At 37.6% G+C, this 26,910-nt stretch carries 19 protein-coding genes and 3 pseudogenes; 13 read left to right on the forward strand and 9 right to left on the reverse strand.

Going from position 1 to position 26,910, the window contains the following annotated elements:
* Positions 1 to 45: 45 nt before the first annotated feature.
* The 3 genes from C3F34_RS18450 to C3F34_RS18460 are packed head-to-tail and all read right to left on the reverse strand — an operon-like array spanning position 46 to position 6,064.
* The gene (locus C3F34_RS18450) at positions 46 to 3,243 is read right to left on the reverse strand and encodes a tyrosine-type recombinase/integrase (RefSeq protein ID WP_039047813.1); all 3,198 of its coding nucleotides are present in this window, start codon (positions 3,241 to 3,243) and stop codon (positions 46 to 48) included.
* A 4-nt stretch (positions 3,244 to 3,247) separates the two neighbouring features.
* Positions 3,248 to 5,587 carry a hypothetical protein gene (locus C3F34_RS18455; protein ID WP_039047812.1) on the reverse strand — a complete coding sequence of 780 codons (2,340 nt, stop codon included), beginning with the start codon at positions 5,585 to 5,587 and terminating at the stop codon, positions 3,248 to 3,250.
* Between the two features lie 12 nt (positions 5,588 to 5,599).
* Positions 5,600 to 6,064, reverse strand: coding sequence for a hypothetical protein (locus C3F34_RS18460; protein ID WP_228134836.1), 465 nt, complete (start codon positions 6,062 to 6,064; stop codon positions 5,600 to 5,602).
* A gap of 273 nt (positions 6,065 to 6,337) precedes the next feature.
* Here C3F34_RS18460 and C3F34_RS18465 point away from each other — a divergent pair, with 273 nt between their 5' ends.
* The 5 genes from C3F34_RS18465 to C3F34_RS18485 all read left to right on the forward strand — a co-directional run bounded on the left by C3F34_RS18465 (position 6,338) and on the right by C3F34_RS18485 (position 10,212).
* A complete protein-coding gene (locus C3F34_RS18465) occupies positions 6,338 to 6,505 on the forward strand; it encodes a YhfG family protein (RefSeq protein WP_087537545.1) in 168 nt (55 codons plus the stop codon).
* 12 nt (positions 6,506 to 6,517) lie between these two features.
* Positions 6,518 to 7,114 (forward strand): putative adenosine monophosphate-protein transferase Fic, encoded by a 597-nt coding sequence (locus C3F34_RS18470; RefSeq protein WP_046267492.1) that lies wholly within the window; start codon positions 6,518 to 6,520, stop codon positions 7,112 to 7,114.
* 349 nt (positions 7,115 to 7,463) lie between these two features.
* The gene (locus tag C3F34_RS18475) at positions 7,464 to 7,721 is read left to right on the forward strand and encodes a hypothetical protein (RefSeq protein WP_004726728.1); all 258 of its coding nucleotides are present in this window, start codon (positions 7,464 to 7,466) and stop codon (positions 7,719 to 7,721) included.
* A gap of 920 nt (positions 7,722 to 8,641) precedes the next feature.
* Positions 8,642 to 8,947 carry a helix-turn-helix domain-containing protein gene (locus C3F34_RS18480; RefSeq protein ID WP_000366814.1) on the forward strand — a complete coding sequence of 102 codons (306 nt, stop codon included), beginning with the start codon at positions 8,642 to 8,644 and terminating at the stop codon, positions 8,945 to 8,947.
* Positions 8,947 to 10,212 (forward strand): type II toxin-antitoxin system HipA family toxin, encoded by a 1,266-nt coding sequence (locus C3F34_RS18485; RefSeq protein WP_104442402.1) that lies wholly within the window; start codon positions 8,947 to 8,949, stop codon positions 10,210 to 10,212. The genes C3F34_RS18480 and C3F34_RS18485 overlap by 1 nt, the downstream gene beginning before the upstream one ends.
* A gap of 541 nt (positions 10,213 to 10,753) precedes the next feature.
* Here the strand turns inward: C3F34_RS18485 and C3F34_RS18490 are convergent.
* The 4 genes and pseudogenes from C3F34_RS18490 to repM all read right to left on the reverse strand — a co-directional run bounded on the left by C3F34_RS18490 (position 10,754) and on the right by repM (position 19,582).
* On the reverse strand, positions 10,754 to 11,989 hold the full coding sequence (locus C3F34_RS18490; protein WP_104442403.1) for an alkaline phosphatase: 1,236 nt from the start codon (positions 11,987 to 11,989) through the stop codon (positions 10,754 to 10,756).
* Between the two features lie 15 nt (positions 11,990 to 12,004).
* Positions 12,005 to 13,603: an alkaline phosphatase gene (locus C3F34_RS18495; RefSeq protein WP_104442404.1), complete on the reverse strand. Its 1,599-nt coding sequence runs from the start codon at positions 13,601 to 13,603 to the stop codon at positions 12,005 to 12,007.
* Between the two features lie 163 nt (positions 13,604 to 13,766).
* Positions 13,767 to 13,877: pseudogene (locus C3F34_RS18500) on the reverse strand (IS5/IS1182 family transposase); the annotation flags it as partial.
* 4,766 nt (positions 13,878 to 18,643) lie between these two features.
* Entirely contained in the window at positions 18,644 to 19,582 is a 939-nt protein-coding gene (gene repM, locus C3F34_RS18505; protein ID WP_002046604.1) for a replication initiation protein RepM, read from the reverse strand.
* Positions 19,583 to 19,986: 404 nt separating this feature from the next.
* Between repM and C3F34_RS18510 the strand changes: the two genes are divergently transcribed.
* From C3F34_RS18510 to C3F34_RS18545, 7 genes and pseudogenes are all read left to right on the forward strand, one after another.
* Entirely contained in the window at positions 19,987 to 20,625 is a 639-nt protein-coding gene (locus C3F34_RS18510; RefSeq protein ID WP_000585007.1) for an AAA family ATPase, read from the forward strand.
* A gap of 2 nt (positions 20,626 to 20,627) precedes the next feature.
* Positions 20,628 to 20,915 carry a hypothetical protein gene (locus tag C3F34_RS18515; protein ID WP_000908082.1) on the forward strand — a complete coding sequence of 96 codons (288 nt, stop codon included), beginning with the start codon at positions 20,628 to 20,630 and terminating at the stop codon, positions 20,913 to 20,915.
* 523 nt (positions 20,916 to 21,438) lie between these two features.
* Positions 21,439 to 21,609, forward strand: coding sequence for a hypothetical protein (locus C3F34_RS20635; RefSeq protein ID WP_017400106.1), 171 nt, complete (start codon positions 21,439 to 21,441; stop codon positions 21,607 to 21,609).
* A gap of 560 nt (positions 21,610 to 22,169) precedes the next feature.
* Positions 22,170 to 22,415: pseudogene (locus tag C3F34_RS18530) on the forward strand (transposase); the annotation flags it as partial.
* Between the two features lie 60 nt (positions 22,416 to 22,475).
* Complete coding sequence (locus C3F34_RS18535; RefSeq protein WP_001067784.1) at positions 22,476 to 23,180, forward strand: IS6-like element IS1006 family transposase; 705 nt, start codon at positions 22,476 to 22,478, stop codon at positions 23,178 to 23,180.
* A gap of 148 nt (positions 23,181 to 23,328) precedes the next feature.
* Positions 23,329 to 23,757: a hypothetical protein gene (locus C3F34_RS18540; protein WP_034708183.1), complete on the forward strand. Its 429-nt coding sequence runs from the start codon at positions 23,329 to 23,331 to the stop codon at positions 23,755 to 23,757.
* 298 nt (positions 23,758 to 24,055) lie between these two features.
* Positions 24,056 to 24,568 carry a cytochrome b gene (locus tag C3F34_RS18545; protein ID WP_004761014.1) on the forward strand — a complete coding sequence of 171 codons (513 nt, stop codon included), beginning with the start codon at positions 24,056 to 24,058 and terminating at the stop codon, positions 24,566 to 24,568.
* A 154-nt stretch (positions 24,569 to 24,722) separates the two neighbouring features.
* On the opposite strand, the gene C3F34_RS18550 is transcribed toward C3F34_RS18545, so the two are convergent.
* A complete protein-coding gene (locus tag C3F34_RS18550) occupies positions 24,723 to 25,424 on the reverse strand; it encodes a VIT1/CCC1 transporter family protein (RefSeq protein WP_004761016.1) in 702 nt (233 codons plus the stop codon).
* Between the two features lie 102 nt (positions 25,425 to 25,526).
* On the opposite strand from C3F34_RS18550, the pseudogene C3F34_RS18555 reads away from it, so the two are divergent.
* Positions 25,527 to 25,868: pseudogene (locus tag C3F34_RS18555) on the forward strand (diacylglycerol kinase).
* A gap of 23 nt (positions 25,869 to 25,891) precedes the next feature.
* On the opposite strand, the gene C3F34_RS18560 reads toward C3F34_RS18555, so the two are convergent.
* Positions 25,892 to 26,887 (reverse strand): phosphatase PAP2 family protein, encoded by a 996-nt coding sequence (locus tag C3F34_RS18560; protein ID WP_004827121.1) that lies wholly within the window; start codon positions 26,885 to 26,887, stop codon positions 25,892 to 25,894.
* Between the last annotated feature and the right edge of the window lie 23 nt (positions 26,888 to 26,910).

Consider the following 26,910-nt stretch of genomic DNA (forward strand, 5'->3'; position numbering starts at 1 on the left):
TATGACCAAAGAAATTTTTAAACAATACCTTTTAGTTAGCTTAGGCTATTTAATCCAAAGCTCATCTTCCTGCATGATTTTTAACATTAGATTAAATAAAACCAGAACTGTCACATTTTTATTAGAGTCTATTCTTTGAAAACTGAATTGAACTCTTCGCTCAGGTGCATTCATATTAACTGGATAATTTTGTATACCTAAATTTAGCTCTTCTCCTAATATTGGCTTCATTCCAGCAATAAAACTTCTAATTCGTTGCTCATCGTCTTGATCTCGACATACAAAATGCAAAAAATTCTTACGTAACTTACCAAAGTGTAATAATATTTTTAGAGCATCAATCTTGTTCTTTCTTTGATATATGTCAGGCCTATTCTCTTCTTGATCGTACAAATCAAGGAAGGTATTGCGTTCATTAGAACGAGACAATTTCCTGGCTTTATTGTGAAGATCCTCAAACCAACCTTCATCTATAATCTCTCCCTCAATATTTTCAACTTTTAAGTTAAATTTTTGGGGGCTCATCCATTTAGTGCACATCAATTGACATCGCTGCAGCCATACTTGAGCTTGGGGATCTTTGCTACGGGCATCTCTAAAATTTATCAAACGTTGATAAGGTGTCAGAGTACTATTCTCGATACTAAACTTCTTCTCTTGTTGGCCAACCATTGTGAATGGCTGTGTTTGCTGATGATAAGAATCAAACCATTTCTGCTGCTGAGTATAACGATTTAAGTTTATGTACTCTGTACTTGACTTCACTGGACCAAAACACTGTTCTAATACTTTTTTTGAAATGATACACGGCAAATTATAAATTCGATCGACTGCTAATAAATCCAAAACATGAAGGTAATTTGAAGCCGTCTGTTCAATACTGCTATGCCCGATCCATGCTGCAAGCACCTGCCACTTATGTTGGATGATTTCTTCATCAGCCCGTGCTTTTACACCGAACAATAAATCCCGCATCTTTTTTGCTTTTCCCCAACCGCAATCAGTATACGTATGGACCATTTCTTTTGACCCAAGCAACGTTATTGCGAGATAGTTCGCTGCACTATGACGCAGTGTGTGAAAACTAAATCCATGGTGTATACCTAATATTCGATTAAACAAATCTACTGTAATTTTACTAATACAATGATCAGTTAATACACGTTGATTCACACTAAAAAGTAGGTCATCTTGATAATCAGTCATATACTGCTTATATCGATGTTGGATGTAATGTTGTACTACTAAAAATTCATGATCTGACAAGGCAATTTTCAAGGGTATTTGACGATTTGCGCTTTGCGACTTCAAACGTCGATATGAATTGTCTCGGATATGAAGCGTTATATTATTAAAAATTGAACTTTTACCATCCTTAAAGAGTAATTCTGGGCAGATAACATCTTGTATTTTAAGACAACGGACTTCATTTAATCGAAGTCCAGTTCTATAACTCAATAAATACATCAACTTTAAACAACTTAGATGATCCCCCCATTCTGATGCCGTAGGTTCTTGGCTTAAGCTTTCTAATTGTTCCAGCAGCTTGCCAAATAACGAAGGACTCACTAAGCGTGCATTGCAAATTTGTAAATGTTTAAAATTTGAATTCTGTAATACCAATACCTCTGGCGCATCATAGTGCTCTTGGCAAAATTTATGAAAATCTTTCAGACGCCCAAAACGGTATTGTGCGGTTTGATGCATTTTCTTAGAGGTTTTTCCTTTCACTGATTCACGTTGAGTTGCTTTTTCATCACGCTCACTACTGTAGTTCAAGAGCTGCCGATACAAATCTTCATAATCATCACTAGATTGTTGCTTTAAATCTAATTTATTGAGCCAAATTTCAAATATAAATTCTTTACCAAAAGATCCTAAATAGCTTTCAATGGTTGATAATTGAAGTCCTTTATTTTTCAAATGTAATAACCATTGAATTAAGCGTAGTTGCGCCTCGATTAAAAATAGTTCATCAGTATTAGCATCATGCATCTTCTGCTCTAGAGCACTCTGGGTTTCTTTCCAATGACGAATCGTACGCTCTTCTCTGTTCTTCTTTTTATCTAAACGTTCAACTTTTTTAGCTCTACTCTTTTTTTGATCAAACAACATCAACTCGTACGGAATCGTTTGTAATTTACGATGAACTGTAGGAACTTCAATATGTAACTGCTCTTGCTCAAATTGAATAGTTTGATTGACTGGTTCAACGACTTGATCACGCTTGTGACTCCACAGCAAGCTTGATTCAGATGGTCTTAAAGAAACAGTATGAATCTCTTGTTGTAGTACATTACTCAAAAAAACATCTAAACTAAGTTTGGGATTAAATTCAAGTACCATCTGCACATCATTAAATGCACGAAATCCACGGCGTTTAATTTGATATTTTAGATCGCTCAAACTTTTTTTCGAACCAATTTTGCTTAGGCTTTCCAAAATACAGGCTTGTATAGATACTTGCAGACGATATACTTTATGAGTCTCTTTCAATTTTTTCAAATATTGCAAAATTAACTGAGCATATGGATTTAAAAAGACATGCCTCCACTGGTATAACTTTCTCTGTTCTACGTCATTACCATATTGGGAGTTTTCAACACGATAATGCAATAACAATGGATTCGTGATCCTTTTGTAGCCGGAATGATATAAATGTAAACAATTCAAATCTGTATCAAGTTCTATGGCATCCTGCAATTGCTTCTGGATGGCAATCAGATGCTGTTCGTCTGAACAGCCTGAAATATAGATCAAACTTAAGCATAAATTCCCCCATAAACTTTGAGAATCATCCCAATATTCAAGTGATTCTTTCCAATATTGTTTCAACTCATTAAGTACCTGAGCATGTAACTGCCCCTGTTTTAACCGGGACTCCGTACTTTCAATTTTTCGAGGAAGCACAATACGCTTTGTATTTGGAATTAGCTTTATTTTGTATGGTTTTCCATTTAGCTGTGTAAGGTTGAATTGCTTCCTTCTTTTCTTAAATTCATTTTCAGTAAATTGCATCAGCTTGGATTGTTCAGCTCGGCTCAATTTACGACTCAAATATTCAACTCCATCTTTAAGATCATGCCATTTTTCCTTGACCTGCTGATCAATTTTTTGCTGCATATCTTGTGGCAGTACTTCAGGTGAAAAAGGCTGTCTATCTAGCCACTTCTGCACCAAATTCCCCATATCAACAAATAGTTTATCTAGTCGCGGTTTTATTAGTTCTTCAAATTCTTGCATACAACTATTTTCGCTCTAAGTGTTGAATTGATAGAGATTTAATATTCTCTAGAAGCTGCTGACGTACTTGTTGCACATATACATTCGGAATAACGGAAGAATGAGGATGAAACGCCTCGCGGTCGCGTTGGTCATGACCATAAAGGGCCTGAATTAAATTAAATGCTAATGATGGTTTACCCTCTTGCTGCTCATGCATCAAAAAATTCATATCAAAATGGCGTAACCAATTTGAATACATATTTCTGGGAAAAATCTCTCGCATATAGGCATTTACCCAGCTCCTTGATAACGGGATTAACTTAATTTTTTTACTCTGCCACTCTTTGACAGTCATCGGAAGGCTCTCGTTACTAACTAGGACCATTCCAAAAAGATCATTTATAGTAATTTTCTTCTTTACAAAGACTTGTCTAAAAAATAAACCGTATGCTTCAATAATTTGTTCTAAAAAAGTAGTGTAATTTTGCAATGCTTTGATGAAAAAATCAGATAATGGGATAAAGCGACCATCCTTTCTTGCCTTACTATTTTTCTTATCATTCACATATAAAAGCTTGAGTTCAAAACAGTAATCATCCAATTGACCCAACAGACTTTCTTTAGGTCGATTTGTTAAACACAACAAACTAACATGCCACATCCAGCAGGCATATGCATTCAGTTGATTAATGATATGTTTATGTTTTTGAATATTCTCTTCACAGTGCTTATGTAAGTAATTAAATTGCTCTTGTACGAAATTTGGTGCAAGTGCAAGTTGGCTCCCTATCCGACCTATAGATAAAGCAGATCTAATTTTAAATTTTTGTTGCAATATATTAAGTTCTGCTGTGTCTTCATCAAATTGAGCAGAATGCGGTGTAAGCACTGTTTCTAAATAGCAAAGATATGTAGTATCCAGTTGAGCCTTTGGAAGCCCGCCATAAAAAATACCGGGCATATGATGCTGACTATCCCGGCCCGCGATCACATGTGCAAGATATTCATTAAATGTTTCATAACATATATGAAAATATAATTGTGCTTGAAGTTTTTCAACGGTGATCGAACCTACAAACTGATTATCAAGCCATTTCTTAAGCTTGGTATTAATATAAGCTGAAGATATAGATGGATTATCTCCTTGCTCGATGTAGTCAAACCATGCCGCAGGTAGATGTAGTTGATGCGACATCTCTTCATTCCATCGCACATGATTAAGACGCTGTATTTTCTGCTCTGAAATTTTTAAATCTAAATTGAGTAAATATTCCCGTCGTTTTCGTGAACCTTTTTGGATCAAAATTCCATCTTGAATAAGCTCGTTAAAATTCATCAGTGCAACGGGTGATAATCCTGTCAACAGTGATAATAAACATGCAGCAGCTATTGCAGCATCTTTCCAGTTTCCAAATAATTCGGCTCTTAGTACATATACAACTTGCTTCAGTACGTCCGGCGCTAAATAATGAGGATTTGTAATAAATGGAGCATGCCGGCGTTGGCGATGACGCGTGTAATGCGCAACATAATCACTAATTATATGATTAAATTGTTTAGTCTTTTCATCTTCTGAATATAACTCTACTTCAGCGTCTGCAAGCTCAATTTCACCATCTTCATCTTTGTGAAGAGAGGCATCATGAAAACTGATTTTTGCGTTATATCCGACATCTTCTTGCTTACCTGATTTTATTTCACGAAATATTCTGACTTCGTTTTTAGTTGGCCATTGTAAAGCTTTCCGTTCTTTTGACTTACGTTGACGAAGAACAACACTACGATCATCTAGTCGTATAAATATGATCAATAGTGCCGATAAATATTCAATTACTTTTATTTCTTGAAAATCATTAATATTAAAAAGTTGATTACGATCCTCGTTTTTCAAGCTACGTTCGTACATGACATAACGATTTAATAGCTTACTGCATTCTTCAAATAATTCAGCATTACTAGAATGCAGCACATATCGTGATACATAACGCAAGAGATCACAGACCTGTTTTTTCTTATTCTCACCTTTAGGAATTTTTGAAAAATCTTGGTAATGTCGATAAGTTAAAAAACTTGCTTGCAGAATCAGATAACGTTGAGACGTTAAATTTTGCGTATTACTAGTATCAGGAGATGCAAAATAACTTAAACAAGCTAGCAAATAATAATTACCAATTTGCCTCGTACTAGATATATAGCCGTATATCTGTTGCGCCTTCTCATATAGCGCATGAACTTTTTCATACAAATCATCTGATAGATCGAGAAATTGTGTATTCACAACTTCATCACGTAGCAGACAATAATCTTGTTGAAATTCTTCTGCTAACTCTAAAAATCGCTTTTCTCGTTCAGTCATTTGCATATTCATTTTCAATTAAATTTTTATCGAGTTGTATGTGTAAAATTCATTTAAATCCGCACAATTTGGTATGAGTTGATCTTTTATTGAATTTTTTGTCAGCTTAAAAAATCGAGCAAAAAATTTTGCATCTAACTCTTTTTGGGCTTTTCTCTCAAAGCATGAATGTTGCTGTGATTTTTCGATAAAATAATCCAGATTTTGTATCAACTGTATGATTGCAACATAATTAGAATGCACACGTAATCCTCGCTCCGTTTGCATCAATAGCAAAATTTTTTGCCAAATTTTGACGTAGATTACTTTGAACTTTGCTTGTACTACGACTTTCTGACTCTGTTTAATCTTTTTGATTTTCAATAATTCTGAATTGATTTTCACCATCTCAATCTGAATATCTGGCCGATCAAAGCAAAAGGGCATGATAAATAGCCCCATAAAAATCTCTATATTTTTTATCAAATAGTCAAATTTTAACATTTTTATCGATATAAAAAATGAGCATATCTTTGTATATGAAAATTCATTTAATTTATCAACTAAATTTAATCAAAATTACAATTATCAACAAATACATGTAGTTTACTTATCAAGGGTGGCCTAAATTTTAAGAATTCTTCCACTTTTTTTTAGTTTTCTGTTATTACATGAAATAATACTGTTGCTTTCTATTTTGAAATATTAGGTGCAAGGCATTGATCAAATGATTCTCTGCTATACTTATTTCACGTATAGCATCAATGGAGTTTAGAAATGCTCAGAACCACTGAACAGAAAAAAAAATATATTCAAGCGACACGCGTGCAAAACTATCAAGCCAGCCTAAAGCTTGAAGGCATTACAACGACAGCTCAAATAACTCAACAGAGTAAAGCTGAAATCTTGCAAAAATATAAGAAATATTCGCAACCCGAATCTTAGTCAGGTGCATGTATGGATAAATATGGGGAAATGGGTGATAGCCTATATTGTTACCCTGGCACAAACACCCTAAAGAACAAACTCAATATCCGCGATGAACATATTTTAGAGCAAGCCGAACTGGAACTCTCTGGATTGGCGAGCAGCCTAATTGAATATGCTGAACCACCCTACGACTTAAAATACTTAAAATCAATTCATTCACAGCTTTTTGGCGACTTATACGACTGGGCAGGAAAGTTAAGACAAATCGATATTTCCAAAGGTGACACCCGTTTTTGTAATTTTTCCCGTATTGAAATTGAAACCAATAAACTACTCAAACCGCTTCAAGAAAAAAAATACTTTCAAGGCTTAGCACCACAACAACTGATTCCTCAACTTGCCGACTTGTATTGTGAGCTTAATGTCATACACCCATTCCGTGAAGGTAATGGACGTACACAACGGATTTTCTTTGAGCATCTGATTGCTCATTGTGGTTATGGTATTGATTGGTCTCGCATTGACTCTCAACAACAATGGATTCAAGCCAATATTGAAGGTTTTTATGGTAATTTAAATCCATTAATTAAGATTTTTGAAATATGCTTTATTCAAAATACCTAAAATTTAAGTAGTCGAAGCCCACAATCCTTAATGAGCCATCATCTTTGCTTCAATCCACTGATTAATTTCCCAAATAAACCAACAATCACGATTCTTAGAAATCTTAATACTCTTCGGGTAATTTAGGATCGTAATATTCAGATTACTTATCCAGAATTGAATAGATCGTTAACTTAGATAGACTTTTAAGCAATGTAACTTGCCGCATGTTTATCAACATATGTCTCAAAAAAGTCTGCCCATACATAGATTTATGGCGTTTAGTGCTTAAATTTCAGATTAATCTTCGTCTGATGACCTGAATGGATGTTACGGATTACATGCAGGTGAATTACTCTGTGGCTGTATCATGGCTTTTGTGCAATCCAATCCATTTGATCCGAATGTTCTCTTTTGCAATAAAGCAGCCTCTTCTGCTTTTCCTGAACCAACGAACTATGTCATTGATTTGATTCAACCGACAACAGTGATGCTGAATCAAATCTCCAAAGAAGGGATTAAATGCAAGAAATGTGGTAAGAAAAAGATAGGGGATGGAAGTTATTATCCGTCTAATTGGAACCAGCCCATGAGTCGAGATCAGTTGAGTAAGAATCATTTTAAATGAATAAGAGAAGGATGGCTTACCTCACTTCTCCGAATAACAATGCTATGCTTTTCAACCAAGGTTATAAATTGGCAACTACATTTCATTCTTCTTCATGCTGGTCCTATAGCCTGTAGACAATTACTACATCATTTACATTCAATGCTCAATACAGCCTGTCAGCAGAACCGCAGCGATACTTTTTTTCGTGCATACATGTAGTGTTTAAATCCATTCATTTTTCAATGATCCTCTGCCGTTTATCACATTTATGGTCGATCTTTAACCTTGTGAAAAATGCACATACCGATCCCTTCAAACTGTCAAATTTATGTATGCATGACATTTAAAGAAAATTATCTGATCAATTTTTTTAGGTAAAATTCATCAAGAAAAAAGTTATTATTATTCATAACATCACCAATAACCACATAAAAACAATAATTTAATAAATTATTCTTCCAATTTTTTTATATTTAGTGTTATTACCTCTAAATCCATGTTTACCACCTTCTATTACATAAGTAATTTAGAAGTATCCACGATATAAATTGCTTGCCCTCACACCTCTCCCCTCTCACGCCCAAAAAATTTATATTGAAAGGCAGATTAAGCCCGTTCGAGTTACATATAGCCGCATGCTATATTGAAAGCATTAAGAAAATATCCTCAATATTTATAGGATTTTTAAAGTATGAACTAATTTTCGAAGAACCCTTTCTAAGTAATGTGACCTATTAGGAAAAATGAAAATACTGAAATCTCCGTATCAACAATCAGTCAAAGTACATCCTGATGATTTTCTGTAACCGATACCCAAGGACTATACCTACCCTTCTGATGTGCTGTGCAACAAAGCCCTCCTTAGCCACACTATAGCTATAGATTAATTCCATTATTTTGTGATTTAATTAAATTATTCATTCTTAAGACCCAATTTAATGGATTTATATTTCACTAAACCAGAAGAAGTTGTGACTCTTTTAGGTGAGCGTTTACGTAAGCAACGACTCTTTCTGGAGATGTCTCAAGCTGAGGTAGCAGCACGCGCTGGTGTCGGCGTGAATACAGTTTCGAATCTTGAAGCGGGACGAAATGTATCTGTTGAAAATTTAGTCCGTATTGCAATGGTCTTGGGTCGATTAAACGAACTTCAGGAACTATTTAAACCTCAGCTTAACAGTGTGAATGACATTCTTCGCTATGAGAGTCAAAGTAAGCGCCACCGTATTAAGAGGAAGGGATAATGCTCAATAGACTTAATGTTTATTACAACGGTTGGGGCGAATCATGGTTATGGGGAACGCTGATTAGTTCAACAGCCACGACAGGTAGACCCACCATTGCTTTTGAATATAGTCCAGAAGCAATACAGCAAGGTGTTGAGCTCTCTTCTTACTTGCTGCCTTTAAAAGGTCTACCATTCAGACAAGGTTTTCCTACTCATCAAATGGGACTCCCAGGTCCAGTCTATGACGCTTTACCAGATGGTTGGGGCATGATGTTGATGGATCGATATTTCAAAAAAATTGGCTTAAATTCAGCACGAATTGGACCTTTGGAGCATCTGACCTATATTAGTAGTCACGCAATGGGTGCCCTCTCCTTTGAACCTTGTGTTGCTGACATGCAAACCTCAGAAAATATCCCTTTACAACAACTGGCCCAGGAAGTTCAAGAAGTACTCAAAGGTGAAGGTGGTGAATTTCTACAGCATTTATTGGTCATGGGTGGCTCCCCTCAAGGTGCCAGACCAAAAGCGTTGGTTTACCGAGATCCTGTCAATTTAGAGTTTTCGACTCAAGATTCTGATCAACATGAAGCCTGGCTGATTAAGTTTCCTGCTCAGCAAGAGCATCCTGAAGTCTGCGCCATTGAAGCCGTCTATGCAGAATGTTTGCGACTTTGTGCAATTGAGACTCCAGATACCCATTTCTTTAATTTGCCCAATGGTTTAACGGCTTTTGCTTCTAAACGATTCGATCGTCAAAATGGTATGCGGATTCCAATGCAGAGTTTGGCTGCATATACAGGAGCAGACTATAAAGTTCCAGGTAGCCTAGACTATCGCAATTTTCTCCGGGCAACCTTGATGTGTACGCAAGATGTACGAGAAAGATTGCATGCTTTTAAACGTGCTGTGTTTAATGTGCTTTTCAATAATCGGGATGACCATACTAAGAACTTTTCATTTCTCATGGAGAAAAATGGTCAATGGAAATTGGCTCCAGCCTATGATGTGACCTTCTGCGAGGGTCCAGGTGGTTATCATCAAATGGACATTATGGGAGAAGCGCTCAATATTTCCCGAAATGACATACATAAACTCGGTACTTCAGAAGCTAATCTGACTACTCTAGAAGTCGATGAGATCATCTTGACCATGCGTGAAATTGCACTTCAATTTAGTCAAATTGCGCAGCGCCTGTATCCCCATCAAATTCGAGAATCTACCCTACAGATGATTCAATCACGGATTCAACAGAATATTGATTTTTTAACTGAAACCTAAGCGTAAATATAAACTAAGCGCCAACCATCAACTGCAAATAGACTTTGATATAGTTAGTCGCTACATAATCTGTAGAACCTGTGAATTAGCTCTCTTTATAATCACGAATATTAGATGGATCACCGCCAAGATATATTCTGCAAACGTGAAATCACTACATCCAGATCGAAAATCACTAAGAAAAAACTGTCACCAAAAAAAGGTCTGCACTATGGATAGATGCAGACCAAACTCTGGATAACTACCAGCACGAGAAATATGTCGCAATTTTGCATAGACATGAATTTGATAAAATCAGCCCAGAAAGCCAGAAATTCATAAAAACTATTTCATCAATCCCCTATAACTTAATCACGTTCATGGTCGATCTTAAATCTTGTGAAAAGTACTCATGCTGACCTAGCCAAACTGTAAAACTCATGTATTCATAGCCTTTAAATGAATCTTTCAATCGGTATATTTAAGGTAAAAACTAGTAATCAGAAGTTATTATCACCCCCATATAAAACAAGGATCAACTTAAAAACAATAACTTAGTAAATTATTCTTCCATTTTTTTTATATTTAGTGTTATTTGCTCTTTTGCGACGTTGTAATCATAGCTGAGACCTAAAATCCCAGGATTGTCTGCTGTACTGCGCCCTGTACGTGCAGCATAACCATTGAAGGTCATGACATGATCATGGTCTGCGGTCACTACAATTAAAGTATTGCTGATATCCACCTGATGCAGAGCTGTCTGGATAGCGTCATTAAAAGCCTTGGCTTCTTGTAAGGCACGTTTGGCATTATTGCCATGTAAGGCATGATCAATACGTCCGCCCTCAACCATTAAGAAATATCCTTGCCCTTGGTTTTGCGCTTCAAGGGCATCAATTGCCTTACTGGTCATCATCGCCAAGCTTGGTTGACTATCAATCTTTTTATTTACTCGATCCAAATCATAATTTAAATGTGACTGAGCAGAGAACACCGCAAAAATTTTCTGATTATTGACTGTCTGGGCAAGTTCATTCTGGGTTGATGCTGTTTGATAACCCTGTTGTTTTAACTCTGCTCGTAAATCCCGACCATCCAAACGACCTTTGGGGTTTGATACATCGTCATAAACAGTCCAGTGATTTAAGCCACCTCCCATCAACACATTAATTCCATCTAACAACTTTGGGTTATAGCCCTTGCCTTTGGGAACTGCTTGTAGGGCAATATCATATTGTGCATCACGATGGCAGATATGTGCATAGGTTGCAGCAGGGGTCGCATGAGTCAATTCTGTCGTCGTCACCACCCCTACAGCTTTCCCTTTGCTCTTAGCCAGCTCTAAGATAGATAAAGCAGGGATTCCTGCTGCCACACTACTCCCTTGCTCAGGACAGCGGTTTACAGCTTTGGCAAGGCTTTTCCCATTTGGCAATGTTCCATCATCAGGCTCAACGGCTACCGTACCCGTCGACATGGCAATCACTTCATTTTTATTCTTTTGCCCTGTCATATAAGCGCCCATAGAAGGTGCGCTGTCCGTGGTTTGACCATCCTCAGAATAGGTCTTGATTCGGGCCGCATGTTTCATGGTGTCCATCGCCAGTTTACCATTTTCCCCTACAGCATAAATTCGACTGGCTGTTACCGTAGTTGGCCCCATACCATCACCTAGAAAGAAAATGATATTTTTTGTCGGACTAAAATCTGAATGATTTTCAGCATATACACCGCATGAGGTGATTGCAGAAGTTAAAAGCGTCAACAGGTAAGGGAAAGTTTTTAATGTACTATTCATTGGATATCCCTCTACTTATAAGCCTGTGATCTTGCGAATCAGATGGTTCACTTCAACATTCTCTAAGCTACCCGAGAATTGCTCTGCTCCCTGCCCTATGGCTCCCAAGAAAACATCAGCCCCGCCATGTGTTTCTTTATCTTTAAAACCTGTCTGAATCACGGCTTCTTGCTGGAAATCATCCGCAGCAGCTCCCGTACACCAACCAGTTTCACTCAAAGGATAAGTAAAACTATATTTCTCACCTTGTTTAGGTTGTGGACCCTGTACTGGATGACAGATATCACTGTCTTTCAAATTGATTACTAGGTCATCCATCCGATTTTGTGTCGGACGCTTTTTGCCCGTACCAAAACCAATAATCGGATAAGGTTGTCCATGAATATCTTTGGCAAAACCCGCACGATCATAGTTTTTAACCAAACCTAGTACACTGGTTTCCTGACCTTGTACATATTTTCCAGTACGCTTGGCATAGCCATTTAAAATTAGAGTGTGATCATGATCTGCAGTTATCACAATCAAGGTATTTTTTAATTCAGGGTCACTTTGTCGAAGTTTTTTAATGGTTGCATCCAAAGCCTCGTTTAGGGCAATTGTATCCTGTAATGCACGCTTAGCATTGGTGTCATGTAAAGCATGGTCTATACGTCCCCCTTCAACCATCAGGAAAAAACCATTTTTATTTTGGGTTAGAATGTCCAAAGCGGCCAACGTCATTTGCTTTAAGCTAGGTTCAGGCAAGTTTTTTTTGGTTCGATCTAAGTCATAATTTAAATGGCTAGTATTAAACAAACCCAATAATTTTTCATTCTTTCCTAACTTCATCTGGGAGAGTTGAGTTTGATCATAGACCACTCGATAGCCTGCTTGTTGCATTTCTGCGATCAAATTCCGTTGGTCTATCCGTTCTCCCCCTTGATCTTTCGGCAGAAATTGACGCTTACCCCCGCCTAGAATCACATCAACCCCATCTTTTAATTTGACGTTATAACGCTGATAGGTATCACCTTGCGAACTTGGTACTAATTGGGATGCTATGTCATTTTCAGCATCACGATGACAAATATGGGCATAAGTCGATGCTGGTGTAGCATGCGTAATGCGAGTTGTTGTGACTACCCCTGTACCCCAACCTCGTGCTTTGGCCAATTCAAGTAAAGTTTGAGTGTCTTGCTTATTCTGGTTCTGAGGATTGGTTCCACATTGATGATTTCCGGCCTGATTTGGTTCTACTGCAATTGTTCCAGTCTGCATGGATATCACTTCATTTTTCATTTTTACACCTGTCATATAGGCACCCATCGATGGTGCGCTATCTGTAACCTGTGCATCTTCTGAGAAAGTACGAACAAATGCTGACTCTGGCAGTTGATCTATCGGCAGTTGGCCATCTTCACCAACAGCATAAATTCGTGCAGCTGTCAGTGTCGTGATACCCATTCCATCTCCCAAGAAAAAAACCACACGGTGGGGCTGTTTTAGTGGTTGTACTGAAGCAGAAGATGATTGAACTAAAGCAGGACTTTGGCAGCCCGTCAAAATAACTGTGCCCAAACTACAGCATGCCAAACTTATTGATTTTTTATTAAATTTTTTCTTATGCCAAAGCATTGCATCGCCTCATCTTAGGATGGTCGAAAAATACGCTTTAAATATTCAATTTACATGACAAATTTATGAAAATATTATTATGACTAATTAGGGTCTGTTGACATTTACTGTGGCTTTGTTGCACAAAGATTTTAAAAGTAGAACTCCCCTAAGCTTCTCAAACTTAAGTGACAACTTGGGTGTGAGGTCTGCCTAAATCCGTAAATTTATTTAATACTGCCACACGAGCATGAATCTCATTCACTTGGCTCTGAAAGTTTCTCGCACTGAGTTTATATGCGGACCAATTCGTTGTACGGTAGATTTTAGTTGCTGGCTTCTTCATTCGGAAATTATATTGCTGAATCAGACCTTACAAACAGCTTTGTGCAACAAAGCCGTCTTTAAGTACTTTTTTTAAAGGAAAAATCATCGACTTAAATCTATATTTCCAACAGTGCCACTTTTATCGCTTTAGCACCTCAACTTATTTAAGTGGCGTAACTTACATAACTTATGCATCCCATTTAAGTGACCTCAGTTATAGTATTCCGTGTCAGGAATTTGTCCACTTATTCCAATGATGATGAGAACTGCAGCATTGACTTAGATCGCCAGTGCTCAGTACTGGCCATCATGTAGCTTTTATCGCTTTAGCGCCTTAACTTATTTAAGTGGCGTAACTTACACAACTTATGCATCCTATTTAGGTGACCTCAGTTATAGTATTCCGTGTCAGGAATCTGTCTACTTATCAGCGTCCGCGGAACTGCAGGATTTCTGGCTTTGTTGTTCGCAACGAGGGCTAATTCTGGAGTTCCGTATAAGGCATAATCAATAACGACATCTCGGCTGATAATCAGCGCAGTAACTTTAGCCAATCTCGCTGCAATTTCCATGTCAGGAATTTGTCCACTTATTCCAATGATGATGAGAACTGCAGCATTGACTTAGATCGCCAGTGCTCAGTACTGGCCATCATGTAGCTTTTATCGCTTTAGCGCCTTAACTTATTTAAGTGGCGTAACTTGCATAACTTATGCATCCTATTTAAGTGATGTAAGTTATAGTATTCCGTGTCAGGAATCTGTCTACTTATCAGCGTCCGCGGAACTGCAGGATTTCTGGCTTTGTTGTTCGCAACGAGGGCTAATTCTGGAGTTCCGTATAAGACATAATCAATAACGACATCTCGGCTGATAATCAGCGCAGTAACTTTAGCCAATCTCGCTGCAATTTCCATGTCAGGAATTTGTCCACTTATTCCAATGATGATGAGAACTGCAGCATTGACTTAGATCGCCAGTGCTCAGTACTGGCCATCATGTAGCTTTTATCGCTTTAGCGCCTTAACTTATTTAAGTGGCGTAACTTGCATAACTTATGCATCCTATTTAAGTGATGTAAGTTATAGTATTCCGTGTCAGGAATCTGTCTACTTATCAGCGTCCGCGGAACTGCAGGATTTCTGGCTTTGTTGTTCGCAACGAGGGCTAATTCTGGAGTTCCGTATAAGACATAATCAATAACGACATCTCGGCTGATAATCAGCGCAGTAACTTTAGCCAATCTCGCTGCAATTTCCATGTCAGGAATTTGTCCACTTATTCCAATGATGATGAGAACTGCAGCATTGACTTAGATCGCCAGTGCTCAGTACTGGCCATCATGTAGCTTTTATCGCTTTAGCGCCTTAACTTATTTAAGTGGCGTAACTTGCATAACTTATGCATCCTATTTAAGTGATGTAAGTTATAGTATTCCGTGTCAGGAATCTGTCTACTTATCAGCGTCCGCGGAACTGCAGGATTTCTGGCTTTGTTGTTCGCAACGAGGGCTAATTCTGGAGTTCCGTATAAGGCATAATCAATAACGACATCTCGGCTGATAATCAGCGTAGTAACTTTAGCCAATCTCGCTGCAATTTCCATGTCAGGAATTTGTCCACTTATTCCAATGATGATGAGAACTGCAGCATTGACTTAGATCGCCAGTGCTCAGTACTGGCCATCATGTAGCTTTTATCGCTTTAGCGCCTTAACTTATTTAAGTGGCGTAACTTACACAACTTATGCATCCTATTTAGGTGACCTCAGTTATAGTATTCCGTGTCAGGAATCTGTCTACTTATCAGCGTCCGCGGAACTGCAGGATTTCTGGCTTTGTTGTTCGCAACGAGGGCTAATTCTGGAGTTCCGTATAAGGCATAATCAATAACGACATCTCGGCTGATAATCAGCGCAGTAACTTTAGCCAATCTCGCTGCAATTTCCATGTCAGGAATTTGTCCACTTATTCCAATGATGATGAGAACTGCAGCATTGACTTAGATCGCCAGTGCTCAGTACTGGCCATCATGTAGCTTTTATCGCTTTAGCGCCTTAACTTATTTAAGTGGCGTAACTTGCATAACTTATGCATCCTATTTAAGTGATGTAAGTTATAGTATTCCGTGTCAGGAATCTGTCTACTTATCAGCGTCCGCGGAACTGCAGGATTTCTGGCTTTGTTGTTCGCAACGAGGGCTAATTCTGGAGTTCCGTATAAGACATAATCAATAACGACATCTCGGCTGATAATCAGCGCAGTAACTTTAGCCAATCTCGCTGCAATTTCCATGTCAGGAATTTGTCCACTTATTCCAATGATGATGAGAACTGCAGCATTGACTTAGATCGCCAGTGCTCAGTACTGGCCATCATGTAGCTTTTATCGCTTTAGCGCCTTAACTTATTTAAGTGGCGTAACTTGCATAACTTATGCATCCTATTTAAGTGATGTAAGTTATAGTATTCCGTGTCAGGAATCTGTCTACTTATCAGCGTCCGCGGAACTGCAGGATTTCTGGCTTTGTTGTTCGCAACGAGGGCTAATTCTGGAGTTCCGTATAAGACATAATCAATAACGACATCTCGGCTGATAATCAGCGCAGTAACTTTAGCCAATCTCGCTGCAATTTCCATGTCAGGAATTTGTCCACTTATTCCAATGATGATGAGAACTGCAGCATTGACTTAGATCGCCAGTGCTCAGTACTGGCCATCATGTAGCTTTTATCGCTTTAGCGCCTTAACTTATTTAAGTGGCGTAACTTGCATAACTTATGCATCCTATTTAAGTGATGTAAGTTATAGTATTCCGTGTCAGGAATCTGTCTACTTATCAGCGTCCGCGGAACTGCAGGATTTCTGGCTTTGTTGTTCGCAACGAGGGCTAATTCTGGAGTTCCGTATAAGGCATAATCAATAACGACATCTCGGCTGATAATCAGCGTAGTAACTTTAGCCAATCTCGCTGCAATTTCCATGTCAGGAATTTGTCCACTTATTCCAATGATGATGAGAACTGCAGCATTGACTTAGATCGCCAGTGCTCAGTACTGGCCATCATGTAGCTTTTATCGCTTTAGCGCCTTAACTTATTTAAGTGGCGTAACTTGCATAACTTATGCATCCTATTTAAGTGATGTAAGTTATAGTATTCCGTGTCAGGAATCTGTCTACTTATCAGCGTCCGCGGAACTGCAGGATTTCTGGCTTTGTTGTTCGCAACGAGGGCTAATTCTGGAGTTCCGTATAAGGCATAATCAATAACGACATCTCGGCTGATAATCAGCGCAGTAACTTTAGCCAATCTCGCTGCAATTTCCATGTCAGGAATTTGTCCACTTATTCCAATGATGATGAGAACTGCAGCATTGACTTAGATCGCCAGTGCTCAGTACTGGCCATCATGTAGCTTTTATCGCTTTAGCGCCTTAACTTATTTAAGTGGCGTAACTTGCATAACTTATGCATCCTATTTAAGTGATGTAAGTTATAGTATTCCGTGTCAGGAATCTGTCTACTTATCAGCGTCCGCGGAACTGCAGGATTTCTGGCTTTGTTGTTCGCAACGAGGGCTAATTCTGGAGTTCCGTATAAGGCATAATCAATAACGACATCTCGGCTGATAATCAGCGCAGTAACTTTAGCCAATCTCGCTGCAATTTCCATGTCAGGAATTTGTCCACTTATTCCAATGATGATGAGAACTGCAGCATTGACTTAGATCGCCAGTGCTCAGTACTGGCCATCATGTAGCTTTTATCGCTTTAGCGCCTTAACTTATTTAAGTGGCGTAACTTGCATAACTTATGCATCCTATTTAAGTGATGTAAGTTATAGTATTCCGTGTCAGGAATCTGTCTACTTATCAGCGTCCGCGGAACTGCAGGATTTCTGGCTTTGTTGTTCGCAACGAGGGCTAATTCTGGAGTTCCGTATAAGGCATAATCAATAACGACATCTCGGCTGATAATCAGCGCAGTAACTTTAGCCAATCTCGCTGCAATTTCCATGTCAGGAATTTGTCCACTTATTCCAATGATGATGAGAACTGCAGCATTGACTTAGATCGCCAGTGCTCAGTACTGGCCATCATGTAGCTTTTATCGCTTTAGCGCCTTAACTTATTTAAGTGGCGTAACTTGCATAACTTATGCATCCTATTTAAGTGATGTAAGTTATAGTATTCCGTGTCAGGAATCTGTCTACTTATCAGCGTCCGCGGAACTGCAGGATTTCTGGCTTTGTTGTTCGCAACGAGGGCTAATTCTGGAGTTCCGTATAAGGCATAATCAATAACGACATCTCGGCTGATAATCAGCGCAGTAACTTTAGCCAATCTCGCTGCAATTTCCATGTCAGGAATTTGTCCACTTATTCCAATGATGATGAGAACTGCAGCATTGACTTAGATCGCCAGTGCTCAGTACTGGCCATCATGTAGCTTTTATCGCTTTAGCGCCTTAACTTATTTAAGTGGCGTAACTTACTTAACTTATGCATCCTATTTAGGTGACCTCAGTTATAGTATTCCGTGTCAGGAATCTGTCCACTTATTCCAATGATGATGAGAACTGCAGCAATAAATTATAAAGGCAGGATAGGTGGTTACTTAACCAGCATAAGTTATGTAACTTATGCTAATTCATATTAAAATCACATGAAAGCAATCTTAATTAAAAACTTAGTATGAGAGGGCGTGGTCTTTTGTTTAAAGTGACAATTAACTAAAGGGTTACTTCTTGTATTTAGGAGCATAACCAACTTCTAACAAATAAGAAAAATACTTTCTAACATTATCGCTATCAAGAAGATCACTTGATATCCTTTCCTGAAAGTCTTCTAGAGTCTCTCCACGATGTGCGAAATCATTACCAAATTTTGGATAGTTAGTAATATCACATAGCTTTTTAGCAAAGAATATACATTGCTTAGCTGTCAATTTATAAGTTGGCTCTAAAGGAGCACTTGTACTCGTTTTATTTTGTTCTTTTTCTTCAAACATGAAATGTAATTCTGAAATATTTCTTCCCTCCTTTTTTTGTATATAAGAAACAGTAATATCCGTAAATTTGTTAATTTGATTTAAAGCTACGGTAAGAACCCTTTTTTTAAAGTCTCCCATCTTTTTATATTCATCTTCTATCAATCCGAGTTTTGATCTAAGCTCATCTATAGAAATATATAACTTACCAGTTGATCTCCAACGTATGAGTAACTCATACAGGCGAATAGCATAAATGCTTGTAAGTGGTGAGATTTGTTTAAGTTCATATCTTGTGAACTTTTCTTCAAGTTTTACAAATAAGGGGATAATATCTGGTGCAAAAATTAGTTGGACGCATCCCTCTTCCTTAACATAACCAACTTTTGAAACCCACCTACTTTTGTATATTCCTATTTTTCCAGTTATAGGATCTACTGCTTTATAATTCAAATGCCGTTCAAAAAGATTATCACATGCAGATTGTAACGCTTCATAAGATGCTTGACGTCCTAAATTAAACTGTTTCATGTATTCAGAAGCATGAATCGTAAGTATAGTATCAGAAGTAAGTTCTTTCTCAATTTCTCGAGCAGCAATGATCGCAATTAATATTAGCCTTTGCTCAGATAGATTTAGTGAATACGATGCTTCAACCAAATTATTATCTTTATATACTATGTTACTCATAGGGAGATATATTAAGGAAAATGTTATAAATAGATATATTGACAATACTACTTAACGTCCACAAATGAAAGTATTTTTAATAAAAGAATTTGTCAACTTATGCACAGAATTTGTCAACTTAGAAACAGGAAAAAGTCAACTTATTGGTAGGAATTTGTCAACTCAGAAACAGGAAAAAGTCAACTTATTGGTAGGAATTTGTCAACATATACTTCCTGTATCCCTTTGCTAGTCAAGCTTTGAGCAGAGATATAAATAATAAATTTAAATAAATATATATAAATTCAAAAAGACCATTCTTTTGTGGATAACTTTTTTTTTAATTTTTTTTTTCATGATAGTTGATTACTTCATAAATCACCGTTAAATTATACACAAACAAACTTACGTAACTTACATAAATTATGATTATCTTAGTTGGTGGTGAAAAAGGCGGTGCTGGTAAAAGCTGTTTAGCTCAAAATCTTGCAGTTTACTTACAACAAAGTCAAAGAGACGTCCTCTTATTAGATGCTGACCCTCAAGGAACAACAACAGATTGGGTCAAAGAAAGAGATGAAAACGATGAATTAAATAATATTCCATCAGTACAAGCATCAGGGAATATACGTTCAGTTTTAAAAGATTTAGATAAAAGATACCAAGATATTATCATTGATGCAGGTGGACAGGATTCTGAAGCATTACGTTCAGCAATGACTATAGCTACACATATGTTATTGCCGTTTAGACCCAAACGAAGAGATCTAAAAACTTTAGATCATATGGAACAAGTTTTAAAATTAGCAAAGACAGTAAATCCAAATCTGAAAGCTAGAGCAATTATTACTCAGTGTCCAACTCTTCCTTCTCAAGTTCAAAGAATTTTAGATGCAAAAGAGGCATGCAAATCATTTGGTATTGATGCATTGAATTCAATCACAACAAATCGAAATGTTTATGATGATGCAGATGAAAATGGGCTTTCGGTTTTTGAAGTAAATAGTGATCCTAAAGCGAAAGCTGAAATTGAAAGTATTGCAAGAGAGTTTTTAGGAGTATAACTATGGCTGGTTTAACTGGGCTAAACAAAAAACCTGAACCTACTGAACAAGATAAAATGTTAGATGCATTTATATCTGGTGCAGAAAAGAGGGTAAAGGCTTTAGAATCAAGTGAAAAAAAATTTATTCGTTACACTTTTTCTCTCAATGAAGATATTAGTAAACTAATTGATGAGCTGGTTGTAAAAGGGCAAAATGCAAGAATAAATCGTTCAAGTATTGTTCGAGCAGCTATAGAAAATTTATCGACATATAGTGCAGATGAATTAAAAGAAATATTAAATAAATAAATTAAAAATATCCCACTTTTTTAAGGGGGATATTTTTTATCCAAGTTAAATTTACTGTAAGTCCCCGGTGAACCCTATAGATATTTTTAAATTCAGCTCAGGCTCTAGCAGTGTGGTGGTAATTTATCTATTTGAGTTATTTTATATGAAGGCGTCCTTTTCTGCACAGACACGGATCTAGGCTATTCAGCTTGGCTGACTGAATTGATGTCATGATGTTTGATGCACATTGTCAAATTCTTTATCAAGCGAAACTCTGAATCAATGCTTGTAATTGTTTCACTATGATGAGTTTGAGTCCAGTGAAATGTTGCTTGTTCCAACCGTAGAGCTTTGAATACCCAGTCCATCATGTATCAACACTTTCATACAATGACCACGCTTATTCCAAAACAAGATAACCTCAATGTTGCGATTTGACATGGTCAAAGGCTTTTAGGACATGAGAAAGAGCAGTATAAGTAACTGCTCGCATATCCATGGGCTGAGTAGAAAGCCAGATTTCATCAATGTGAATCTTATTGTGAGCACCTTGGGGAATTCTGCCAAAGCGATTGCTCCTGATACCTTCCGTTTCAGCCCAATCGCTATGTTCGCATCAGGCGTCGTTATTGATTATGCCTTATACGGAACTCCAGAATTAGCCCTCGTTGCGAACAACAAAGCAGAAATCCTGCAGTTCCGCGGACGCTGATAAGTAGACAGATTCCTGACACGGAATACTATAACTTACATCACTTAAATAGGATGTATAAGTTATGCAAGTTACGCCACTTAAATAAGTTAAGGCGCTAAAGCGATAAAAGCTACATGATGGCCAGTACTGAGCACTGGCGATCTAAGTCAATGCTGCAGTTCTCATCATCATTGGAATAAGTGGACAAATTCCTGACATGGAAATTGCAGCGAGATTGGCTAAAGTTACTACGCTGATTATCAGCCGAGATAAAGTAATGTGAACGGGTAGTATTGCTGTAATGGATGGATTAAACGTTGCAGGGTAAGGCAATGTAATAAATGTGGGCTTTGGTGGTGCAGAGCTTGTTCTCCATCCAAAAGGCGAATATATCTACATACGGGATTTGAATTTAGTACTTACTGCAAAGCTACTGAAGCGAGGGATGTGTTGGGTGCTTTATCGGATGGTTACCTTTAATCCTTCATAAATGAGTGTACTAGTGAACAATACCACTTTATAGCAGTTTGAACCGTACCGGGTTTGTCGGAGACTCAGTATTCTGAGAGAATGTTCCGATGACCAAATTAAAATATACCCCTGAAATCAGAGAAAGAGCGGTTCAATTATTGATTGAATCTGAAAAAGACTATCCATCTAATTGGGCTGCGATCACAGCTATTGCGCCTAAGATTGGTTGTACTCCTGAAACACTTCGTGCTTGGCATCAAAAGCATTTAGATGAGCAAAATCCTATCAAAGTACAACAGATCTCTGATCAAGAAAAAATGAAGCAAATGGAACGTGAAATCAAAGAATTAAGGCACTGTTGCAAATAACCACGAATGGTAAGCTGAAGACTGTTTTAGCTAAAGGTGCAGCATATGAATCCTTTCCATGGTCGGCATTTTCAGGGCGAAATCATTCTTTGGGCTGTGCGCTGGTATTGTAAATATGGCATTAGCTATCGTGAACTGCAGGAAATGCTGGCCGAACGGGGTGTGAATGTTGATCACACGACTATTTACCGTTGGGTTCAACGTTATGCTCCTGAAATAGAAAAACGTTTACGCTGGTATTGGCGTAATCCTACAGATCTGAGCTCGTGGCATATTGATGAAACCTATGTAAAAGTGAATGGACGATGGTCTTATCTGTATCGTGCAGTCGATCAACGTGGCGATACCATTGATTTTTATCTTTCTTCTAGACGTAATACCAAATCAGCATATTGTTTTCTTGGAAAAATTTTAAATAATGTGAAGAAGTGGCAAATTCCACAAGTGATCAACACGGATAAAGCACCCACATATGGACGTGCTTTATCACGGTTAAAACGGGAAGGTAAATGTCCACCAGACCTTGAGCACAGGCAGATTAAGTATAAAAATAACGTGATTGAATGTGATCATGGCAAGCTAAAGCGGATCATCAGGGCCACATTAGGATTCAAATCTATGAAGACGGCTTATGCCACAATTAAAGGTATTGAAGTCATGCGTGCACTACGTAAAGGACAAGCATCGTCATTTTATTATGGTCAGCCTCAGGGTGAAGTGTGTCTAATCAACAGGGTTTTCGGTCTCTAAGTACTTTTTAAAGGGAACATCATCGACTCAAATCGCTATTTGCAACAGTGCCCTCTATAGCTTGGGAGCTGGAATTCTTATATTCAGTATTCTGCTCATTTTTTATTATCTCAAACAGCGAATTTCCTATTTTTCACTGATGTTCAGTATGGCAATAATGCTCTGTATGAGCGTGAGTCTTGGGGTCAGAATTCTTGATGTGCAAAATAATGCGAATCAGGTTTCTTTCCAGAAAAATATTAAGGCAAATATGCCAATTGTGTTTTATCACAACTATTTTTATGATGTTCCATTCCTTCTCAATCTACAAAAACCTGTTTATTTGGTGGATGACTGGGAGAATGCCAGCCAGGACAGTAGTTCAGAACAACTCAAGGATGGCCTGATTTTTGAACCCGAACGTAGGCAATACCTTTGGTCCGACTCCATGCTTGATCAACAGATCAAAGCTGGACAAGCCCTTGTCGTGCTGGCTCGCAGCAACTCCTTTACCCCTCATTATGCGAATGTTCAAGTTTTACATTATCGCAATTATGATGTGTATTTTTTTAATACTATCGGTCCAGTACAAAAATAAGACCAAGCCTGCATTTGCAGGCTTTCCCCAATCCAATGTCTGAAATAACATTTATAAGCTGCCTATTAAAAATAAACCTTCGTGCCCAAAGTTTCTAAGCGTCTGGCAAGTTATTTTTAAGATTATAGTAGTACCATGTATAGGCTAGAAATGAGGTATGTTGAAATTACAAAAGATCTTCAAGTTGGGAGATGATCTGCAGCCAACTTGGGCTACGACTACTTTACTAGATAAATTTTATCTATTCTTTTTTCATCGGTTCAGTTTTATATAAATATTTAAAATTCAGGAAAAAAATATGAACAATAATTATCCTAAACCTATGATAATAATGCACTGGATTACCTTTGTTTTAGTTGTAATTGTATATTTGACGAGTGGAGATCCAACAAGAACAGGTTTGCAGGGCCAGATTCATGTTATAGGTGGAATTTCAATATTTATTCTATTTTTCGTGCGGTTGAGTGTTGTTTTTCTCTATAAAAGAAGTATTCCTCAAAATGAGATCATTAATCCGTATCAAATAAAATTATTTAAAATTGTCAGATTTACGCTTTACGTAAGTTTATGTGTCGTTCCAATAGCGGGCTGGCTTGCATTATCGAGTTTCACTGATAACTTCCAAGTATTCTCTTTAAATTTGCCACTTTTGAGCAGTGTTAGAGAGGTTAAATATATTGGTCAGATGCATCAATTTTTAGGTAACTTCTTTATTACAGTCGTAGGTTTACATGCTTGTGCTGCATTAATCCACCATTTTATTTTCAAAGATAATGTATTAAAAAGTATGCTTTTTAAAAAAATGAAATGATTTAGATCTATAACTATAGAAAATAGGCATATTGTTCACCTAGAACAACATGCTTTATTGATATAAAGCATGTCAGATAGGTCAGGTATTTCTATAGACTTATTATCTATACTCCTCATGGAGTGGGAATATTTGGATTATACAAAAAAGGATCTTATGCCACCGCAACATTAAATAATGATCCAATCCAAGCACTGAATAACATGGCAATAATACCCCAAATCATTACCCGAATCGAACCTCTCCAAATACTGGCGCCGCCCGCATAACTGGCCAAGGCACCCATAATTCCGAGACTTAATACCCCAATCAGCATGACGCCTTTCTCTAAGTATCGCTCAGGCAGAAGCATAATTGAAATTAAAGGAAATAATGAGCCTACAGTAAATGCAATGGCTGAAGAGAAGGCAGCACGAAACGGCTGGGCAGAAGTATGATCTGAAATACCAATTTCATCACGCGCATGTGCATCTAAAGCATTGTGTGCAGTCAGTTGTTGCGCGACTTCTTGCGCTAAAGCGGGTTGTAATCCACGCTGTATGTAAATATTTTTTAGCTCATTTAATTCATGTTCAGGATGGCGTTGCAGTTCACGTTCTTCCATCTGCAGATCATTCTTTTCAATGTCTTGTTGCGATTTAACGGAGATGTATTCACCTGCAGCCATCGATGCAGCTCCAGATATTAATCCGGCGATACAGGTCACCAGTACAGTATGGGTAGATGCTCCACTGGCTGCGATTCCCACCACGAGACTTGTGACTGAAATAATCCCGTCATTTGCCCCCAGCACAGCTGCACGCAACCATCCCGCACGTTCGATGTAATGTTTTTCAATATGATAAGAATGGCGCACAAGGTATATCCTTTTTGTTATCAGGATGATTATAATAAATTTATTTCATCTGTAGAGATTATTATTGGCTAATTTCAAAAACCGTGATTAAAAGGCAAAAAAATTTTAAAACGGATTCTAGTAGCCACTGGCTATTCATTTTTAGGATCTAAAACAGCGTCTAAAAATAGGCAGCTTTTCGTCAAATCGTATTAATTGATCTTATTCTAATTCCTATGAGCTTTTTTATTGCTGTTTCTTCTATAGAACGGGCACTGATGGTGGCTGTCTGTTTACTGGCTGTAATTGTGGAATTATTCAATTCTGCGATTGAAGCTGTTTTAGATCGTATTTCGCTTGAAAAACATGCATTCCAAAAAGGCAAAAGATATGAGAAGTGCGGCACAATTTTCAGCACTTCTCATTATTTTTATTATTTGGTCAATTATTTTACTTGTCCACTAAAAGATCTTAAAAGTTGATTTTACTTAAGCCAACAATGGAAATTGATAGACTTCTGCATAGATTAGCGCAGCAAGCAGAACCAAAATAATGCTTAGGCTTACTGTATAAGTCTGCATAGCTGACCCAGGTATTTGCCAAATAATTTTTCCTCTGGCACTTAACCATTCTGTCAGACTAATACTGACAATTAACCATAATGTTCCTACCAAAAAACCACCCAGCACATCACTTAAGTAATGCTCATTTAAGACAATTCTACTTAGGCCTAAAAGTACAGCAAAAAGAAACATCGTAAAAAATATACGGACTTGTCTGATAAAATTTGGGCTAAAACGAATAGCCAGGTAAGCAAGAAATCCATATAAGGCAATAGCAATGGTGGCATGTCCACTAGGGAATGAGTAGGATTGCTCCAGCAGTAAAGCATCTGCTGGTCGCACGCGATGAAATAAGAGTTTACTCAGGAAGGTAAATATAGAACTTCCTATAGTGGAGACCAGCAACCCTATTAATATATAGGGTTGGCGAATGATCCAGCAGATCACACCGACTAAAATCACAATCAAACAAGAAATTGCTGTAGAACCAAAACTGGTGATGAAAATAAAAAAATCCACTACGCTGGGTTGATGCAGCATATTCATCTGTTGGGAAACAAAATAATCCATTGTCACGATGGAGTCTGAAGTAACCACATCTTCAACAAGTCCGGTAAACAAAGCTAAAATATAGCCCATGGCTAAAAATAAAAGCGTCAGAGGTAAGCCATAAAAATGCTGGAGCTGAAATCTTTTCGACAAAAAACCAAAAAAACGGGGGTACTTGTATTTTATTCGAATGAATAAATTGCTTTTTCCCACCTGCTGTTTAAACGTTCCCCCATACTGCACAACTGAATCAAATAATTGCTTGCCATGCTGAATAATCCAGTACTGTAATACCCACAAAAGAATAACCAGTGAAAATACAAGGATGCTCAAGATGAACAATTGCTGATTGGCTTGAATCAATGGAATCATGGCGAAAAAATTTCCTCGTTGAA

It is taken from the genome of Acinetobacter sp. ACNIH2 (assembly GCF_002934965.1).
Lineage (GTDB): Bacteria > Pseudomonadota > Gammaproteobacteria > Pseudomonadales > Moraxellaceae > Acinetobacter > Acinetobacter tandoii.

Excerpts from the sequence above, each read along its gene's own strand:
- C3F34_RS18450 (WP_039047813.1), bottom strand. The coding sequence starts at position 3,243 with ATGCAAGAATTTGAAGAACTAATAAAACCGCGACTAGATAAACTATTT.
- C3F34_RS18455 (WP_039047812.1), bottom strand. The coding sequence starts at position 5,587 with ATGCAAATGACTGAACGAGAAAAGCGATTTTTAGAGTTAGCAGAAGAA.
- C3F34_RS18460 (WP_228134836.1), bottom strand. The coding sequence starts at position 6,064 with ATGTTAAAATTTGACTATTTGATAAAAAATATAGAGATTTTTATGGGG.
- C3F34_RS18465 (WP_087537545.1), top strand. The coding sequence starts at position 6,338 with ATGCTCAGAACCACTGAACAGAAAAAAAAATATATTCAAGCGACACGC.
- C3F34_RS18470 (WP_046267492.1), top strand. The coding sequence starts at position 6,518 with ATGGATAAATATGGGGAAATGGGTGATAGCCTATATTGTTACCCTGGC.
- C3F34_RS18475 (WP_004726728.1), top strand. The coding sequence starts at position 7,464 with ATGGCTTTTGTGCAATCCAATCCATTTGATCCGAATGTTCTCTTTTGC.
- C3F34_RS18480 (WP_000366814.1), top strand. The coding sequence starts at position 8,642 with ATGGATTTATATTTCACTAAACCAGAAGAAGTTGTGACTCTTTTAGGT.
- C3F34_RS18485 (WP_104442402.1), top strand. The coding sequence starts at position 8,947 with ATGCTCAATAGACTTAATGTTTATTACAACGGTTGGGGCGAATCATGG.
- C3F34_RS18490 (WP_104442403.1), bottom strand. The coding sequence starts at position 11,989 with ATGAATAGTACATTAAAAACTTTCCCTTACCTGTTGACGCTTTTAACT.
- C3F34_RS18495 (WP_104442404.1), bottom strand. The coding sequence starts at position 13,603 with ATGCTTTGGCATAAGAAAAAATTTAATAAAAAATCAATAAGTTTGGCA.
- repM (WP_002046604.1), bottom strand. The coding sequence starts at position 19,582 with ATGAGTAACATAGTATATAAAGATAATAATTTGGTTGAAGCATCGTAT.
- C3F34_RS18510 (WP_000585007.1), top strand. The coding sequence starts at position 19,987 with ATGATTATCTTAGTTGGTGGTGAAAAAGGCGGTGCTGGTAAAAGCTGT.
- C3F34_RS18515 (WP_000908082.1), top strand. The coding sequence starts at position 20,628 with ATGGCTGGTTTAACTGGGCTAAACAAAAAACCTGAACCTACTGAACAA.
- C3F34_RS18535 (WP_001067784.1), top strand. The coding sequence starts at position 22,476 with ATGAATCCTTTCCATGGTCGGCATTTTCAGGGCGAAATCATTCTTTGG.
- C3F34_RS18540 (WP_034708183.1), top strand. The coding sequence starts at position 23,329 with ATGGCAATAATGCTCTGTATGAGCGTGAGTCTTGGGGTCAGAATTCTT.
- C3F34_RS18545 (WP_004761014.1), top strand. The coding sequence starts at position 24,056 with ATGAACAATAATTATCCTAAACCTATGATAATAATGCACTGGATTACC.
- C3F34_RS18560 (WP_004827121.1), bottom strand. The coding sequence starts at position 26,887 with ATGATTCCATTGATTCAAGCCAATCAGCAATTGTTCATCTTGAGCATC.